The organism is Nostoc sp. PA-18-2419, assembly GCF_005869855.1.
Classification (GTDB): Bacteria; Cyanobacteriota; Cyanobacteriia; order Cyanobacteriales; family Nostocaceae; genus Nostoc.
On record NZ_SZNH01000007.1, the window covers coordinates 148,955 to 165,086 of the forward strand.

15 protein-coding genes are annotated in these 16,132 nt (G+C 42.1%); 7 read left to right on the forward strand and 8 right to left on the reverse strand.

Going from position 1 to position 16,132, the window contains the following annotated elements; all coding sequences use genetic code 11:
- Positions 1–21 precede the first annotated feature (21 nt).
- The 4 genes from sufB to FCR06_RS09720 all read left to right on the forward strand — a co-directional run bounded on the left by sufB (position 22) and on the right by FCR06_RS09720 (position 5,093).
- Complete coding sequence (gene sufB, locus FCR06_RS09705; protein WP_138499002.1) at positions 22–1,461, forward strand: Fe-S cluster assembly protein SufB; 1,440 nt, start codon at positions 22–24, stop codon at positions 1,459–1,461.
- A gap of 130 nt (positions 1,462–1,591) precedes the next feature.
- Entirely contained in the window at positions 1,592–2,380 is a 789-nt protein-coding gene (sufC, locus tag FCR06_RS09710) for a Fe-S cluster assembly ATPase SufC (protein WP_138499004.1), read from the forward strand.
- Positions 2,380–3,738, forward strand: a complete 1,359-nt coding sequence (sufD, locus tag FCR06_RS09715) for a Fe-S cluster assembly protein SufD (RefSeq protein WP_138499006.1) — start codon at positions 2,380–2,382, stop codon at positions 3,736–3,738. The genes sufC and sufD overlap by 1 nt, the downstream gene beginning before the upstream one ends.
- An 89-nt stretch (positions 3,739–3,827) precedes the next feature.
- On the forward strand, positions 3,828–5,093 hold the full coding sequence (locus FCR06_RS09720) for a cysteine desulfurase (RefSeq protein ID WP_138499009.1): 1,266 nt from the start codon (positions 3,828–3,830) through the stop codon (positions 5,091–5,093).
- Positions 5,094–5,260: 167 nt separating this feature from the next.
- On the opposite strand, the gene FCR06_RS09725 is transcribed toward FCR06_RS09720, so the two are convergent.
- Positions 5,261–7,081, reverse strand: a complete 1,821-nt coding sequence (locus FCR06_RS09725) for an ABC transporter ATP-binding protein (protein ID WP_138499011.1) — start codon at positions 7,079–7,081, stop codon at positions 5,261–5,263.
- 112 nt (positions 7,082–7,193) lie between these two features.
- Positions 7,194–7,970 carry a DUF6816 family protein gene (locus tag FCR06_RS09730; RefSeq protein ID WP_138499013.1) on the reverse strand — a complete coding sequence of 259 codons (777 nt, stop codon included), beginning with the start codon at positions 7,968–7,970 and terminating at the stop codon, positions 7,194–7,196.
- 216 nt (positions 7,971–8,186) lie between these two features.
- On the opposite strand from FCR06_RS09730, the gene FCR06_RS09735 reads away from it, so the two are divergent.
- Complete coding sequence (locus FCR06_RS09735) at positions 8,187–8,525, forward strand: carbon dioxide-concentrating mechanism protein CcmK (RefSeq protein ID WP_138499015.1); 339 nt, start codon at positions 8,187–8,189, stop codon at positions 8,523–8,525.
- 5 nt (positions 8,526–8,530) lie between these two features.
- Here FCR06_RS09735 and FCR06_RS09740 read toward each other — a convergent pair whose 3' ends face one another.
- From FCR06_RS09740 to ffh, 5 genes are all read right to left on the reverse strand, one after another.
- Complete coding sequence (locus tag FCR06_RS09740) at positions 8,531–8,935, reverse strand: ChuX/HutX family heme-like substrate-binding protein (RefSeq protein WP_138499017.1); 405 nt, start codon at positions 8,933–8,935, stop codon at positions 8,531–8,533.
- Between the two features lie 57 nt (positions 8,936–8,992).
- Positions 8,993–9,946 carry a PhoH family protein gene (locus FCR06_RS09745; RefSeq protein ID WP_138499019.1) on the reverse strand — a complete coding sequence of 318 codons (954 nt, stop codon included), beginning with the start codon at positions 9,944–9,946 and terminating at the stop codon, positions 8,993–8,995.
- Between the two features lie 473 nt (positions 9,947–10,419).
- Positions 10,420–10,854, reverse strand: coding sequence for a KH domain-containing protein (locus FCR06_RS09750; RefSeq protein WP_138499021.1), 435 nt, complete (start codon positions 10,852–10,854; stop codon positions 10,420–10,422).
- Positions 10,817–11,077 carry a 30S ribosomal protein S16 gene (gene rpsP, locus FCR06_RS09755; protein ID WP_138499023.1) on the reverse strand — a complete coding sequence of 87 codons (261 nt, stop codon included), beginning with the start codon at positions 11,075–11,077 and terminating at the stop codon, positions 10,817–10,819. The genes FCR06_RS09750 and rpsP overlap by 38 nt, the downstream gene beginning before the upstream one ends.
- 140 nt (positions 11,078–11,217) lie before the next feature.
- Positions 11,218–12,681, reverse strand: a complete 1,464-nt coding sequence (gene ffh / locus FCR06_RS09760; protein ID WP_138499025.1) for a signal recognition particle protein — start codon at positions 12,679–12,681, stop codon at positions 11,218–11,220.
- Between the two features lie 192 nt (positions 12,682–12,873).
- Between ffh and FCR06_RS09765 the strand changes: the two genes are divergently transcribed.
- On the forward strand, positions 12,874–13,503 hold the full coding sequence (locus tag FCR06_RS09765; protein ID WP_138499026.1) for a Uma2 family endonuclease: 630 nt from the start codon (positions 12,874–12,876) through the stop codon (positions 13,501–13,503).
- 43 nt (positions 13,504–13,546) lie between these two features.
- Positions 13,547–14,191, forward strand: a complete 645-nt coding sequence (locus FCR06_RS09770) for a DsbA family protein (RefSeq protein WP_138499028.1) — start codon at positions 13,547–13,549, stop codon at positions 14,189–14,191.
- Between the two features lie 119 nt (positions 14,192–14,310).
- Here the strand turns inward: FCR06_RS09770 and FCR06_RS09775 are convergent, their stop codons facing one another.
- Entirely contained in the window at positions 14,311–16,131 is a 1,821-nt protein-coding gene (locus tag FCR06_RS09775) for a diguanylate cyclase domain-containing protein (protein WP_138499030.1), read from the reverse strand.
- Position 16,132: the final 1 nt, after the last annotated feature.

The following is a 16,132-nucleotide window of genomic DNA, read 5'->3' on the forward strand; positions in this document are numbered from 1 at the left end:
GAACACGAGAGATTATTACCGATGAGTGCCACTGTCAAAACCTTAGTCAACCAACCTTACAAGTACGGCTTTGTTACCGATATTGAGACGGACACTATCCCTCGCGGACTGGACGAGGACGTTATCCGCTTAATCTCGGCGAAAAAGAACGAGCCACAGTTCATGTTGGATTTTCGCCTCAAGGCTTATCGCCAGTGGCAAAAAATGACAGAACCAACTTGGCCTAATGTCAAGTATCCGCCAATTAATTATCAAGATATCATTTATTACTCAGCACCAAAAGTCAAAAAAGAAAAACTCAACAGTTTGGATGAAGTCGATCCCACCCTCCTAGAAACCTTTGAAAAGCTGGGTATTTCCTTATCGGAACAAAAGCGACTGGCAAATGTTGCTGTGGACGCGATTTTTGATAGCGTTTCTGTTGCCACTACATTTAAGGAAAAGCTAGCCAAAGACGGGGTTATTTTCTGCTCGATTTCCGAAGCGTTGCAAGAACACCCAGAACTAGTAAAAAAATACCTGGGTAGCGTCGTTCCCACAGCAGACAACTATTTTGCCGCCCTTAACTCTGCCGTATTTAGCGATGGTTCCTTTGTCTACATTCCCAAAGGCGTCAAATGCCCAATGGAACTGTCTACCTACTTCCGCATCAACTCCGGTGACACAGGGCAATTTGAGCGGACTTTGATTGTTGCCGAAGAAGGTAGCTATGTTTCCTACCTGGAAGGTTGCACCGCGCCAATGTATGACAGCAACCAGCTGCACGCTGCTGTAGTGGAACTCGTCGCCCTCGACAACGCCGAAATTAAATACTCTACCGTGCAAAACTGGTACGCTGGCGATGCTAACGGCAAAGGCGGTATTTACAACTTTGTCACCAAACGCGGTTTGTGTCAGGGGGTAAATTCCAAGATTTCCTGGACTCAAGTAGAAACAGGTTCGGCAATTACTTGGAAGTATCCTAGCTGCGTGTTGGTAGGTGATAACTCTGTGGGTGAATTCTACTCGGTGGCGCTGACAAATAACATGCAGCAAGCCGATACGGGTACAAAGATGATTCACGTTGGCAAGAATACCCGCAGTACAATTATTTCTAAAGGAATCTCCGCAGGTAAATCTAGTAACAGTTATCGGGGTTTGGTGAAAGTCAACCCGAACGCTAAAGGAGCGAGAAACTATTCCCAGTGCGACTCAATGCTGATTGGGGATAATGCCCATGCCAATACTTTCCCTTATATCCAGGTGCAAAATAATACTGCCAAAGTAGAGCATGAAGCTTCTACTTCCAAGATTGGGGAAGATCAGCTATTTTACTTTGCTCAACGGGGAATTTCCTCAGAAGATGCGATTTCGATGATGATTAGCGGCTTCTGTAAGGATGTTTTCAATCAGCTACCGATGGAATTTGCTGTGGAGGCTGATAAGTTGTTGAGTTTGAAGTTAGAAGGCAGTGTTGGATAAAGCTTGTAGTCAGCATTTTAGTGCTGGAAAATCACTACGAACCGAAAAGATCAACCCTTGGAGTTAGGCACTTTAGTGCTGGATAAAAGCGCTTTAGCGCCGACTACAAATCTAAGAGAAGAGAGAGAAGATGATTATTGAAAATAGTGAACTTGTGCTGTCAGTACGGGATCTGACAGCTAATGTTGATGGAACACCAATTCTCAAGGGTGTGAATCTAGAGGTGCGATCGGGTGAAATTCATGCGATTATGGGGCCGAATGGTTCTGGTAAGAGTACCTTTTCTAAGGTATTAGCTGGACACCCAGCGTATGAAGTGACTGGTGGTGAAGTGATTTTCCAAGGACAAAATTTGCTGGAGTTGGAACCAGAGGAACGCGCCAGAAGTGGTGTGTTTTTGGCTTTTCAGTATCCTTTGGAAATTCCCGGTGTGAGTAATTTGGATTTCTTGCGGGTGGCGTACAATTCCCGGCGAAAAGCACAGGGTTTGGAAGAAATAGATGCCTTTGATTTTGACGATTTAATTGAGGAAAAGCTGGATGTCGTAAAAATGAATGCCGCTTTCCTCAATCGGAGTTTGAATGAAGGGTTTTCTGGTGGTGAGAAAAAGCGCAATGAAATTCTGCAAATGGCGTTGCTAGAACCGAAGTTGGCAATTCTGGATGAAACAGATTCAGGTTTAGATATTGATGCGCTGAGAATTGTGGCCAATGGCGTAAATCAGCTATCAACTCCAGAAAATGCCACGATTTTAATTACCCACTACCAACGGTTACTCGATTATATTGTGCCAGATTTTGTGCATGTAATGGCTAACGGACGGATTCTCACTAGTGGTGGTAAGGAATTGGCACTAGAATTGGAGTCTCGCGGTTATGACTGGGTACTGGCAGAATTTGCAGCTGAGGTGGGTGTCTAATGACTATTCAAGTTTCTCCTAGTCCAATTCCTAACTCGGATGCAGATAGTTTGACAGCAACTGTGTTGGATAAAGATGATTATTTAACTAACTTGTTAAATCAAGTAGCTGTATCAAACACACAAGGATGGCTGCAAAATTTACGTGAAAGTGCTGCTAATTTGGTACGTCACTCCAGTATCCCTAAAACCCGCGAAGAAGAATGGCGATTTACTGATTTGTCATCTTTGCGACAGGTGCAATTTCATGTAGAAACAGCAAATCTCACATCTCCACAATTCGAGATTTTGCCAGAAGCGGCTAATAGTCGTTTGGTTTTTGTAAATGGTGTTTATGCACCTGGATTATCCGCAGTCGCAGATTTACCGCTTGGGGTGGTAGTGAGTAATTTGGCTGGGTTACCTGTGGCTGAACAGGAAGCTGTACAACAGTATTTAGCTCAAGCTGAAGGAGCGCAGGAGGTTTTTACGGCTCTCAATACTGCGGGAATCACTGATGCAGCAGTGGTTTGGGTGAAAAAAAATGTAGTAGTTGAGACGCCAATTCATCTAGTATTTATTGCAGTTACGGGTGAGAGTGCGACGATTTCCCAACCCCGTTGTTTGGTTGTAGCGGAAAGTGGCTCGCAAGTGACTTTGGTTGAAGAGTATAGGAACCGTACAGAACAAAAGGTTTACTTGACTAATGCGGTTACGGAAATTTGGATTGGTGAGAATGCTGAAGTAAGTCACACTAGGGTTGAGCAAGAAGGTAGAGAGGCTTTTCATATTGGCAAGAGTGCGATCGCTCAAGCTCGTGATAGTCGATATACTTGTCATGCGATAACTTTCGGTGGAAAATTATCGCGGCATAATTTAGAAATTTTGCAAACTGGCGAGCAAACCCAAACGACTCTCAATGGGTTGACGATGATTTCAGGCAGACAACTGGCGGATACCCACAGTGCGATCGCTCTGAATTATCCTTATGGTACAAGTAAACAATTGCATAAGTGTATTGTCGGCGATCGCGCTCATGCAGTATTCAATGGTAAAGTTTTTGTTCCCAAGCCGGCGCAGTTGACGGATGCAGCCCAGTTAAATCGCAATTTGCTGCTATCATCAAAAGCCAGAGTCGATACCAAACCCCAATTAGAAATTACTGCGGATAATGTCAAATGCGCTCACGGCGCTACCGTCAGTCAATTGGAGGATGATGAAATCTTCTACCTGCAAAGTCGGGGAATTGACGAAAATGATGCTCGTAAACTGTTAATTAACGCCTTCGCTGCGGAAATTATCAACCAAATACCCATTCCCTCTCTTAGAGAACTATTACTAAACACAGTCAATAGTCTTAAGTCTCTAACTAATGAGTAATGACTATTGTACAGACGTGATTAATCCCATGACTATTGTACAGACGCGATTAATCGCGTCTCTATCAAAGACTAATAACTAATCTACCAATGACTTTTACCACTACTAAAACCCTTGCCGATAAAGTTCGCGCTGACTTCCCAATCTTGCATCAGGAAGTCAATGAGAAAACGCTAGTTTATCTCGATAATGCCGCAACATCCCAAAAACCTTTGCTCGTATTAAATACCCTGCGGGATTATTACGAGCAATATAATGCCAACGTGCATCGGGGTGCCCATACTCTCAGTGCTAAGGCTACCGATGCTTATGAAGCTGCACGAGACAAAGTTGCTAAATTTATTAATGCTGCATCGCGTCAGGAAATTGTTTACACCCGCAATGCTAGTGAGGCAATTAATTTAGTTGCTTACAGTTGGGGAATGAACAATTTGCAGCCGGGAGATGAAATTATTCTCTCGGTGATGGAACATCATAGTAATATTGTGCCCTGGCAATTTGTTGCCCAAAAAACTGGTGCAGTCTTGAAATTCATTGAACTAACGCCTGAAGAAACTTTGGATTTAGAGCAGTTTAAAAAGCTGATATCCGAGAAAACAAAATTGGTATCAGTGGTGCATATTTCTAATACTTTGGGTTGTATTAATCCCGTAGCAGAAATTGGGGCGATCGCTCACAGTTACGGTGCGAAATTCTTAGTCGATGCTTGTCAAAGTGTACCCCACTTTCCCATCAATGTCCAAAAAATAGACTGTGATTGGTTAGTAGCTTCCGGTCATAAAATGTGCGCTCCAACTGGCATCGGATTTTTGTATGGCAAGTTGGAATTATTACAATCAATGCCGCCATTTTTTGGTGGTGGGGAAATGATTGCAGAAGTGTTTTTAGACCATTCTACTTATGCAGAATTACCCCATAAATTTGAAGCCGGTACACCTGCGATCGGGGAAGCGATCGCCCTTGGTGCTGCTATAGATTATTTAACTAATATTGGCATGGATAAAATCCACGCCTACGAAGCTGAATTAACAGCTTATTTATTTCAACAATTAGAGCAAATTCCCCAAATTAGAATTTACGGCCCCAAACCAAACGCTCAAGGAGAAGGTAGAGTCGCTTCAGCTACATTCACCGCCAGAGAAGTTCACCCCAACGACTTATCTACATTATTAGATCAAGAAGGCGTCGCCATTCGTTCTGGACACCACTGCACTCAACCATTACACCGCTACTTAGGGCTTTCTGGAAGCGCACGAGCAAGTTTATCTTTCTATAACACCCGTGAGGAAATTGATATTTTTATCAAAGCACTAAAGGAAACCCTAGACTTTTTTGCTGAATTCTCTAATTCATAATTCTTAAATTCTTAACTACGAATTACGAATTAATTTAACCTGAGTTCGATAAAATCTAACCCCTTCCCTTGTAGAGAAGGGGCAAAAAATCTCCAACTTGATACCAAAGAATAGGTTTTTTAAGTCTCTCGCGGAAGCGGGGTTCTTGAGAATCTATCAAACTGACGTTAACTTAAAAGTTCTCCAGTTTCTTGGAGGGAGTGCAAGCGGCGATAAATACCCTCGTGACGTAAAAGTTCATTGTGGCTACCCACTTCTACAATCCTTCCTCGATCTAGAACTACAATCTTATCTGCTTCCCGTACTGTACTCAGACGGTGGGCGATGACAATCGTAGTACAAGTACCCTGAATCGATCGCATCGCTAGCTGAATGGAACGTTCGGATTCATAATCTAAGCTAGAGGTGGCTTCATCAAAAACTAGCACGTCTGGTTTTACTAGCAACGCCCTGGCAATTCCCAAGCGTTGTCTTTGTCCTCCAGATAAGCGAACGCCTCGTTCCCCGACGACAGTGTAATAACCTTCAGGTAAGTGCTGCACTACTTCATCGACTCTGGCAATTCTACAGGCTTCTTGAACCTCCTCCAAACTAGCATCCGGCTTACCATAAGTGAGGTTATCCAATACGGTACCGTTAAAAACGTCTACTTCTTGATGAACGATCGCTAATCTTCGTCTATATTTACCCACATCTAAAGTACGAATATCTTGACCATCAATTAAAATTTCACCTGATTGGGGTTCAAAATATCGCAATAGCAACTTCACTAAAGTAGACTTCCCAGAACCAGAACGTCCCACTAATGCCACTGTTTGATATGGCTCAATCAACAAGTTAATATCTTGCAAAACTTGACGGTTGACATGATATCCAAAACTCACATGAGTTAACTCAATTTTGCCGCTAAATTTATAAGGTGATTCTATCTGCTTATTCTGTTCTAAAAGATTAGCTGAATCAGACGCAGCTGGCTCTTGCAGAAATTCGTGAAACCGCAGCATGGGAGAATAGCGACGGGCAAAAACTTCTGCCAAAGTGCTAATAGGTTCTAATTCAGCGTATGCCATGCTAGAAAGAGTTAAGGTCATGATAAAGTGACCGAGAGAAATTCTCCCGTCTAGTGTTGCTGCTAAAGTCAAACCCAGAATTGTAAATACACAAAACTGAATTACGGTTGTTTGCCAAGTATGTAATTTTACATACCCCTTATGGATGCGATAATCAAGCACTATTAGTTCGCGATCTAAACGTTGCTCTTGGCGCTTAAGTTCCCTAGCTTCTGTAGCAAATGCTTTCACTGTTTTAATATTAGTGATCAGTTCGGAAGTGCGGCTTTCAGTGTTCTCTGAATATTTATCCAAACGACTTTCGTACTCAATCAATTGCTGTAAATTTTTCAGCGTTAAGCTGAGAATGATTACAAAAGAAATTAGATATAAAATCGCAATTCGCCACTCAATCACCAAAATAAACACAAAAATTCCTATTAGACGAATTAGTTTCGGAATCAACTGTCCGGCGATTTCGGGATATGCCCAAGTGTGGTTAGTAACACCTCTAGATACTCTACCGGCGATGCGTCCGGGGTTATTTTCATCATAAAATTCCAGTGGGAGAGTAAGAACTTTAGCGATGGCTGCTTGATTTTTTTCTCGACGCGACCTAAGAGCTATATCCCAATGAAACCAAACAGTCAACCAGGGCTGTGTTGGCGCTTTCACTACGGTGACAAGGAAAATTAAACCCAGTAACACCCCTAAAGATAAAGTTTTATTAACTGGGTAATTGGTGATGTCAGAAAAAATTGCGATCGCACTTGCAAGTGGTTTATCCAAGGGTTGATTGGACAAAACGTTTAAAATCTGCCCAATCGCATAAGGTACAACTAAATCAATAACTTCGTAAATGCTAGATGCTGTAATACTGAAAATACTCAACTTCCAGTCAGCATGAAAGTAATTGACAATATCTCGAAATGTCGCCATGATGCACACCTTCCAAGAGCGCGATCGTTAACTTGGAACTTATAAACTACAATTATACTACAAAAATTTCCACGGTTAAAATTTGAAATCACTCTTTTGAAGTAGTAAGCATTTATGCAGGGACAAATTTTAGGTGATAGCGATAAAGAGCAACTGGCCGAGAACCTGCGGTAAAGTAACTTGGATCTTGCGGTGAAAGATAAACAGCAGTCACTTGATCTGCTTCAATTGTTGGATTATTTGGAGAAAGTTTATGGTAAGCCGTAGTAGATTCTACAGAGTTTAAATAGGGGCGAGAATTGCCTTTAAATAGTTGTTGAAATACCTCTGTGGTAATGAACTTGCTATTAGGAGTAGTTTCTGTAGCCCGTGCAGTCACAATAGAAACTAGTTGGTGACTACTACGTAAGAATGTAATTTGACGATTAGGTGAATCTGGATCTACTTTAACTGCTAACACCGCTTCCTTTCCTAAAGAAGCCCGTGCTAAATTCAAACTATTAAATGCTCTATCTGCTACTAAAATTGATGATTTTTTATCTATCCAAGGGAGTATTTTTAACCCAGTGAGATGTGGTTGCTCTTTTACAAATTTTACTAGAAAACTCACAGGTTGATTTAATTGTCGGCGGTTACCTTCAAACCCTGGCGTAACGATATCTGGTGCTAAAGGCGCAACCAGATCTACCAACGTACTTGTCACTTGCCAAGTACCAGCCATCCATTCTGGGTAAACTAAATCACCCGAAGCTGGTTGCACAGAAGTTAATTTTTCCCACTGAGGAAAATTAGCTAAACGTTGAGATAACTCTCCCGCAATAGCCTCACCACTCCCCAATAGAAATAAAATTACCAAGCAAAAACTAAAAAATACCTTGATTATAAACATCAGCAGTTTTTTATTAAACGTTGATTATTAATTGAATAAATATTAATTTATTGGATAATAAAGCACTTAAGATATTGCATATTATCTAAATAGAAAATATGGTTTAATCATTAACTTTATACAGTTTACAAAAATCTTTGCAACAAAATAAATTCACTGTAGGGGGATACAGCTGTACGCCCCTACCCACATATAATCTTAAATTTTGGTACAAGCATGACATTGGCACTAGGCATGATTGAAGTTTACGGCGTTCCCACAGCAGTGGAAGCGGGAGATGCTATGTGTAAAGCTGCCCGTGTCACTCTTGTTGGTTATGAAAATACTGATTTGGGACGAATTACCGTATTAATTCGAGGGGTTATAGGCGAGGTGAATGTAGCAATAACGGCAGGACTAAAGGCAGCCTTGCGAGTAAACGGTGGTGAGGTGCTTTCTCATCATGTTATTCCCCGCCCTCACGAAAATCTAGAATATGTTTTACCAATTTATCACAGCGTTAACGTCGAACAATTCAGTGCAGATATCCGATTTCCTCCACCGCTATCTGTTTAGATAAATTAAATTTCTGCTGGTAAAGGTTGCCAAATTTGCCCATACTTTTCTTTTAAAGTCTGCCAATTTTCTACTTGACCTGGTTCATATTCTCCTGGCTTACCCCATTGTAAAAATAAACTTAAAGCAGGTTCTTGTTTATCATCTAAAAATCGAATAGCATAGGTTGTAAAATTACCTCTTTTTGCTTCACCTGTTTCAAATTTCACTTGAGTAATTTTGTCCATATTCAAGTGAAATTCAAAGCCTTCTGTGTGCATATTTGCATATTTTCCTTTGGGTAATTCAGCATAAAATAGCTTTTCTAACTTACCCCTTGCTTCTAAAACAGCACCGCTGCTAGTAACAATTAGACGCAAAGTTCCGAGATTCTCACAAGCTGCTAAAAATTCTTTTAATGTTGTAGTCATTTGTTATTTGTCCTTTGTCATTAGTTAATTAATTTATTTCCCCCAATTCTCTAATCCTTATTTTTCATATTGTTCATAAGCAGCCACAATTCGTTGAACTAAAGGATGGCGAACGACATCTTTTTGAGAAAATTCACAAAAGGCAATGCCTTCAACATGTTTTAAAATTTGCAACGCTATTGTTAAGCCTGATGGTTGGTTAAGTGGCAAGTCGGTTTGGGTAATATCACCAGTAATCACCATTTTGGAACGGAAGCCTAAACGAGTCAAAACCATTTTCATCTGACCCGGTGTAGTATTTTGGGCTTCATCTACAATTACAAAGGCATTATTGAGAGTACGTCCGCGCATATAGGCGAGTGGTGCAACTTCAATCACACCGCGTTCGATTAAGTTGGGTATTTTTTCTGGGTCAATGAATTCATAAATAGCATCATAAAGTGGGCGGAGGTAGGGGTTGACTTTCTGCTGCAAGTCTCCAGGTAAAAAGCCGAGTCGTTCGCCAGCTTCCACAGCAGGGCGAGTTAAAATGAGTTTTTCAAACTGGTTAGCCAGAAGTGCTTGAACGGCGACAATCACAGCGAGATAAGTCTTGCCAGTACCGGCAGGCCCAACGCCAAAGATGAGGTCACGCCTGCGTATTGCGTCGATGTACTGACGTTGGCGAAAGGTTTTGGCGCGGACTTCTTCGCCTCGGCGACTTTTGGCAAGGACATCTCGCTGTAAATCTTGCAGTTCTCCTTGCCGATCGCTATCCAAAGCTTGACGAGCTGTTGAAATATCAGCAGTGGAAATAGTATTGCCTTTAGTCCAGAGTTCTTCAAGCGATCGCACTAATTTACTAGCCAGATCGATTTGCTTATCTGTACCAGAAATCAGTAATTCTTGCCCGCGCAGTACCAAGTTAGCTCCTGTTTGCCGAGATAGGTATTTGAGATTTTCTTCTCCATCTCCTGCTAGAGCGATCGCACTCGGAATATTCGGCAACTGAATTGTTAAAGCACCTACCATAGTAATTCTAGATTTTGGTCGCACCTTTAGTGCGCTGAGAGCATAACTTAGATTTTGGATTTTGGAATTGCTTTTTTAGTACCCTTACTTTTAAAGCTTGCGACATGCCCTACCCCTTGTGCATGGAATAAATCTTAATTACACTCATACCTCTATTAAATGAGCAAGCTAAGCGTAGCTTGTCGCAGACAGTACTCGACCTAGCTAGGCTTAGCAAATTAAAATTCTTAAGCTGCAATCCAAGAATGGGTACAGTCAATTTAAAAGACGCTCACTAACACGGCAAATCACTACTCTATAACAAATCTCAAATCCAAAACTGATTGACATTCAGAACATATTACCCACTTTCAAAAATATGGGATTGGTGAAGAGGCTGAAAAAAGACATAAAAATCTTTGTGCCACTTTTCCATTTTCACAATAATTCTGAGCGGAGTTAACCACAACCGCTCAGATTTCTTTAGTTTTAATCTAGCGAATGCGGGGTTTAACAATGGGTTTAGGCCCATTTATTCGCGGTTCTCTTGTTTTTGGTGGTGGGGGCGATCGGTCTTCTGTATCTTCATCAAAAGACATCCCCTCCCGTCCTGGAGTAGTGCTGCCATAGATATCCAGGTATACCGATTGCCCAACTGCTGCTGCGGCTGCGGCAATTACTGTACGAATCGCCTGAATATTGCGTCCTCCTCGACCAAACACTTTTCCTTTATCCGTGCTTTCAAAGGCGATGCGAATCCAAACCCGATTCAGGGTATGAGAAATTTCACTATCGACGCTTAAAGTCTCTGGAGATTCTAAAAACGGTTGCACCAAAAATCTAACCAGCCCAACATAGTTGGGACTAGCTATTAGGGATTTTGTTCCGAAATTATGATGAGGCTGTGGCACTGACCTGTTCAAAAACATTGGCTTTTACTAAGATGCGACGTACCGTGTCAGTGGGTTGAGCGCCTTGTTGTAGTCGCTTGACGATGCCGGGAACATCTAGTCGCACTTCATCGGTTCTGGGGTTGTAGAATCCCAATTCTTCTAGGGGACGACCATCGCGACGAGCGAGGTTGTTAATCGCGACAATGCGGTAACTTGCTTCCCGTTTTTTACCGTATCGCTTCAAGCGCAGTTTGATCATGGCTGAAGAATCATTCTCCTGTTAGTTAAGTATACCGAAATGCTAATTCTAGCACTCGTCTCGTGTTTGCTGCTATTTGTCATCTGTCATTAGTCATTAGTCATTGCTTATTTCTTCCCCTGCTTCCCCATCTCCAATCCCTAAAGATTACCGAATCCTTTTTTCTTTTTATCTTTCTTTTTCTTCTTCGTAGCTGGGGCGCCAGCATTGTAACCCCGCCATCCGGGGGCAGGGGGACGATTGCCTGCACCTGCGAAGGCGTTGCCCATACCACCGCCGCCGAACATTCCCGGCATCCCAGGGAAGCCTCCTTGACCCATTTGCTGCATGAGCGATCGCATTTTTTGGAAGTCGGCTACCAGTTTACTCACGTCGGCTTCTTTATAGCCTGAACCAGTAGCAATCCGTCGCCGCCGACTGGGAGAACTTGCCAATAAATCGGGGTCGTGGCGTTCTTGGCGGGTCATGGAGTTAATCATCGCTTCACAGCGTTTTAGTTGGGTTTCTCCATGTTTTAGCTGGTCGTCTGATAGCTTGTTCATCCCTGGAATCATCTTCATGATCCCTCCCAGTGAACCCATGTTTTTTAGCAAACGTAGCTGTTTGAGAAAGTCGGTGAAGTCGAACTTTGCCGTCAGGATTTTCTCCTGCATTTTCTCGGCATCTGCTAAATCAATTTCTTCCTGGGCTTTTTCTACCAAGGTTAATACATCACCCATTCCCAGAATCCGCGATGCCATGCGATCAGGATAAAACGGTTGCAGTGCCTCGACTTTTTCACCAACGCCCACAAACTTGATTGGCGCTCCCGAAATTCGTCGTACTGAGAGCGCTGCACCACCCCGGCTATCGCCATCCAACTTAGTGAGAATCGCTCCTGTAATCCCGATTTGCTCGTGGAAGGTGCGGGTCAAATTGGCTGCCTCTTGACCAGTCATGGCATCTACCACCAACAGAGTTTCGTCAGGTTGGACAGTTTCTTTGATCCGAGCTAATTCCGCCATCATGTCTTCGTCAATTTGCAGACGCCCAGCGGTATCGATAATAACTGTATTTACACCTTCTGCTCTGCCGCGTTCTACGCCTTGCCGCGCGATTTCTACAGGGTCGGCATCACTTCCAAGTTCAAAAACTGGTACGTCAATTTGCTTACCCAGCGTTACGAGCTGGTCGATGGCTGCTGGGCGATACACGTCTGTCGCTACCAACAAGCAACTACGGTCTAATTTCCTCAGATGTAAAGCTAGCTTCGCAGTAGCGGTGGTTTTACCAGTACCTTGCAACCCAGCCATTAGCACAATGGTAGGTTGCTGTTGGGCTTCTACTAAAGGAACATTCTCATCCCCCATTACCTCCACTAGCTCATCGTGAACAATTTTGATGAACTGTTGGTCAGGTCGCACGCCGGAGATTACCTCGGCTCCCTGTGCCTTGGTTTCGACTTCGCTAATAAAATCTTTGACTACCAGGAGATTGACATCTGCTTCCAACAAGGCGCGGCGTACTTCTCGCAAAGCGTCTTGAATGTTGGCTTGAGAAATTTTGTCTTGTCCCCGCAGTTTTTTCCAGGCGGCTTCTAAACGGTCAGATAGAGCATCAAACATAATGTAATTACAAGTAGTTCGCCAGTGAGGAATTCTGAACCACCCCTAAATGCGATTCAGAGTTTCCAGTAAAATTTCAACGTGCTATTTACCAGCTTAGTAGTTTTCACCTCGACTGTAGCAACTAGATACCTACGTTTGTTGAATTGACATCCAAAAACCAGCAACTTACAAAATACTCAAAAAATAGCTATGACTAGCAACACTCTGATTCAACCCACAGAAATCATCCACTTATCAGGTATCAGTTGGCAAACCTATGAAAACTTGCTAACCGAACTTAGTGCTAATCGCCGCCTCCGGCTTACTTACAATCGAGGTACTCTAGAAATCATGGTTCCTTCACCTGAACACGAGAGTTGCAAAAAAGTCTTGGGACGATTTGTGGAAACTCTAGCCGAAGAATTAGAAGTCAATATTCAACCTCTTGGTTCTACTACTTTCAAGCTTCCAGAACTGAGTGGTATAGAACCAGATGAATGCTTTTATATTAAAAATATTAATGTCATCAGAGGCAAAAAAAGAATAGATTTAGCCCAAGATACACCGCCAGATTTAGTAGTAGAAATTGATATTACTAGCAGTTCTAAAAATCGCTTTCAAGTCTATACTGATATGGGGGTGCCTGCAATATGGCGATATGATGGTAAAGATTTTAGTATTAACGTTCTACAAAATCAGAAATATATATCTATTGAACAGAGTTTAGCATTTCCCAATTTGCCACTAACAGAAATTTCTAATTTTTTAGAACAGGTGGGCAAAAAAGATTATTTGGAATTAGTTAAAGAATTTCGCCAATGGGTTAAAAGCAAAATTTAATATCAAAATAGCGAATTAATTGAGATAGCTATTAAAAGAACATATGTCCCAGCGAATCAAAGTTTACTCATACTCGATATACCACTCAGCGAATTCATACATTGGGATCATTCTTGCCCAAAGAGCGTTGCAGGGGTTACCTGTTGATATTGAACGACGACCGATTTACATTCCCAAGGAGCGAGGTATTAAAGTAGCCGATCTCCAAGGAGGAAGTGAAAGTGCGGTTGTATCGTTGTATCACAAAGAAGATTGTCTGCGGTGGGCAAAAAAGTACGGTATTGAAATTCGATTTAAGGAACTTGAGGAATTTCGGAGGTGGGTAAAGCGCTGGCAAAAAATGAAATTTAGTCGGGAAGAACTTCCCGCTAGAGCATATTACGCGGCTCATGGAAGTGGGAAGGAGCATCTTCTGGATGCTGCTTTTTATCGAGCCAGCTATGTTGACTTGCTTGATGTGAATGATGAGTCTGTAATTAGAAAAGTTGCTGATGATGTCGGGTTAAATGGCGATCGCATTTTAGAATTAGCCCACGGTGAAGCAGCGGGACTTGCCGCAGTGGCAGCTTTAGCAGAATACGAGCAATTTGCCTGTCCTGGTGTACCAACTTGGGTGGTGGAAGGCGAAAAGTTTTGGGGCAAGGATCGTGTCGATTGGCTGACTGAAAAAGTAAAACAATTATCCTAACTGTTAGTTATTAAATAAAAGCCTGCTTTTTAAGTAACGTTGTAACTTCTGTTTATAAATTTTCTTGTTTTGCAATCACTTTGTGCTGAGTCTACAATTTTGTACGTGCAGTAATAGTTTCAGCCTATATTGCCCCTTGTGAGAGCTACACCATCTAATGAGTAACAATAGCGATCGCGCCCCTTTTGTTTGGCATCGTACAGTGCTTTATCAGCTGAAGCAATCAGAGCATCTGGCTTTACATCCAAAGTGGGTATGCGAGAGCTAATTCCTATACTAACGGTGACGATATCCTTGACATCAGACTTTGCATGGGGAATGACCCGGTCGTGAATTGCTTGCTGAATATTTTGTGCTACTTTGATGGCTCCCACTAAGTCAGTATTGGGAAGGAGTACCGAAAATTCTTCTCCACCGTAACGCGCTACTAAATCGGCAGGACGACGAGCTGCCTGTTGCACTGTTTGCGCTATTGTGATTAGACAATCATCACCTCTTAGATGACCATAATAGTCATTATATGATTTGAATTTATCAACATCAAATAAAATCAGTGACAGGAATTGTTGTTCTCGGGCAAGGCGTTTCCATTCTGCTTGCAGTCGTCCATCGAAGCAGCGACGGTTAGCTACCTGAGTCAAACCATCTAGATTTACCAGTTGTTCTAGTTTTAGATTTGCGTCTTCTGCTTTTTCTTTAGCAATTACTAACTCTGCTGTTCTCTGTTGTACGCGTTGTTCTAAAGTTTCAAAAGATGTTTGTAACTCAAATGCCATGTCGTTAAACGATTTTGCCAGTTGACCTATTTCGTCTTTTGAACTAATTTTGGCGCGGATATCTAAGTTACCTGCGGTAAACTGGAAGACTATATTGGTAAGGTAAATTATCGGCTTTGTTAGTAGTTGCCCAATGGCAAAAGCGATGAGTGTGACTACTGAAGCGATAATTGCAAATAGAAACATTGCGTCACGAATTTGCTTTTCTACAGGTGCTAGGGCAACAGTAAGGGGCTGTGCGAACAACACAGACCAAAGTTTATATTTTAAACGAGCGATCGCAATCAGGTTCAGCCGATCGCCTGTTGCTGACAAAGATGTAATTAAATACGACTGTTGATTATCCAATGCTTGCTTAAGTTTGGACTCATTAGTTGCTAATTCTTTGAGAGAATAATTAAGCAAACGCCCTTGACTTTGTAGTTGAGTTACAACGTCTAAAGGCAGTGGTACAATTGATTTAAAAAGCAGTTTTGGTGCACTACTATGTGCTAAATAAATATTATATTCATCTAAAAGAATAGCAAATGATTTTGCCCCAGCCCTTTCAGTTTCTCGAGTTACTAATTGCTGGACAACAGTAGCATTGTATGAAACACGCAATACACCCAAGATATCTCCCTTAGCATTGCGAACCGGACTGCTAAAAAAGAGGTTGACAAGGTCAGGAATTGTCAGCGATCGCTTCATACTAGAAACAAACGATAACCCAGTTTGCAGCGGTTTTTTAAAATAATTTTCAACTGATTCATCTTTGCCAATATTCGATGTACGTGTATCCAATACATTTTTGCCATTTAAGTCGAGCAAAGCATAGGAGAGAATATTGAGCATATCTTTGCGGCTGAGACGAATTAATGTTTCTATCGCCAATTGCATTTCCGGGCTGTCATCTCGCTGTTTTGGAGTTAGGCTGAGGTAGCGTGCCAAACCTGGTAAAATCGCCTCTACACGTACGGCATTGAGATTTCCATCAATAAAGGCATCTATTCTATTAGCGGTTTCGTTAGCAGCCACAGATAAGGCTTGTCGGGCGTTGTTAGTTAGTATTTTTTCGGTTGTCTGTTTGTTGATAAATGCCAACACCAGCAAAGGAATTAAAGCAACAATGAGAAACGAGGCGATCAACTTTCTACGGATACCACCCAAAAAATGCTGCTGCATA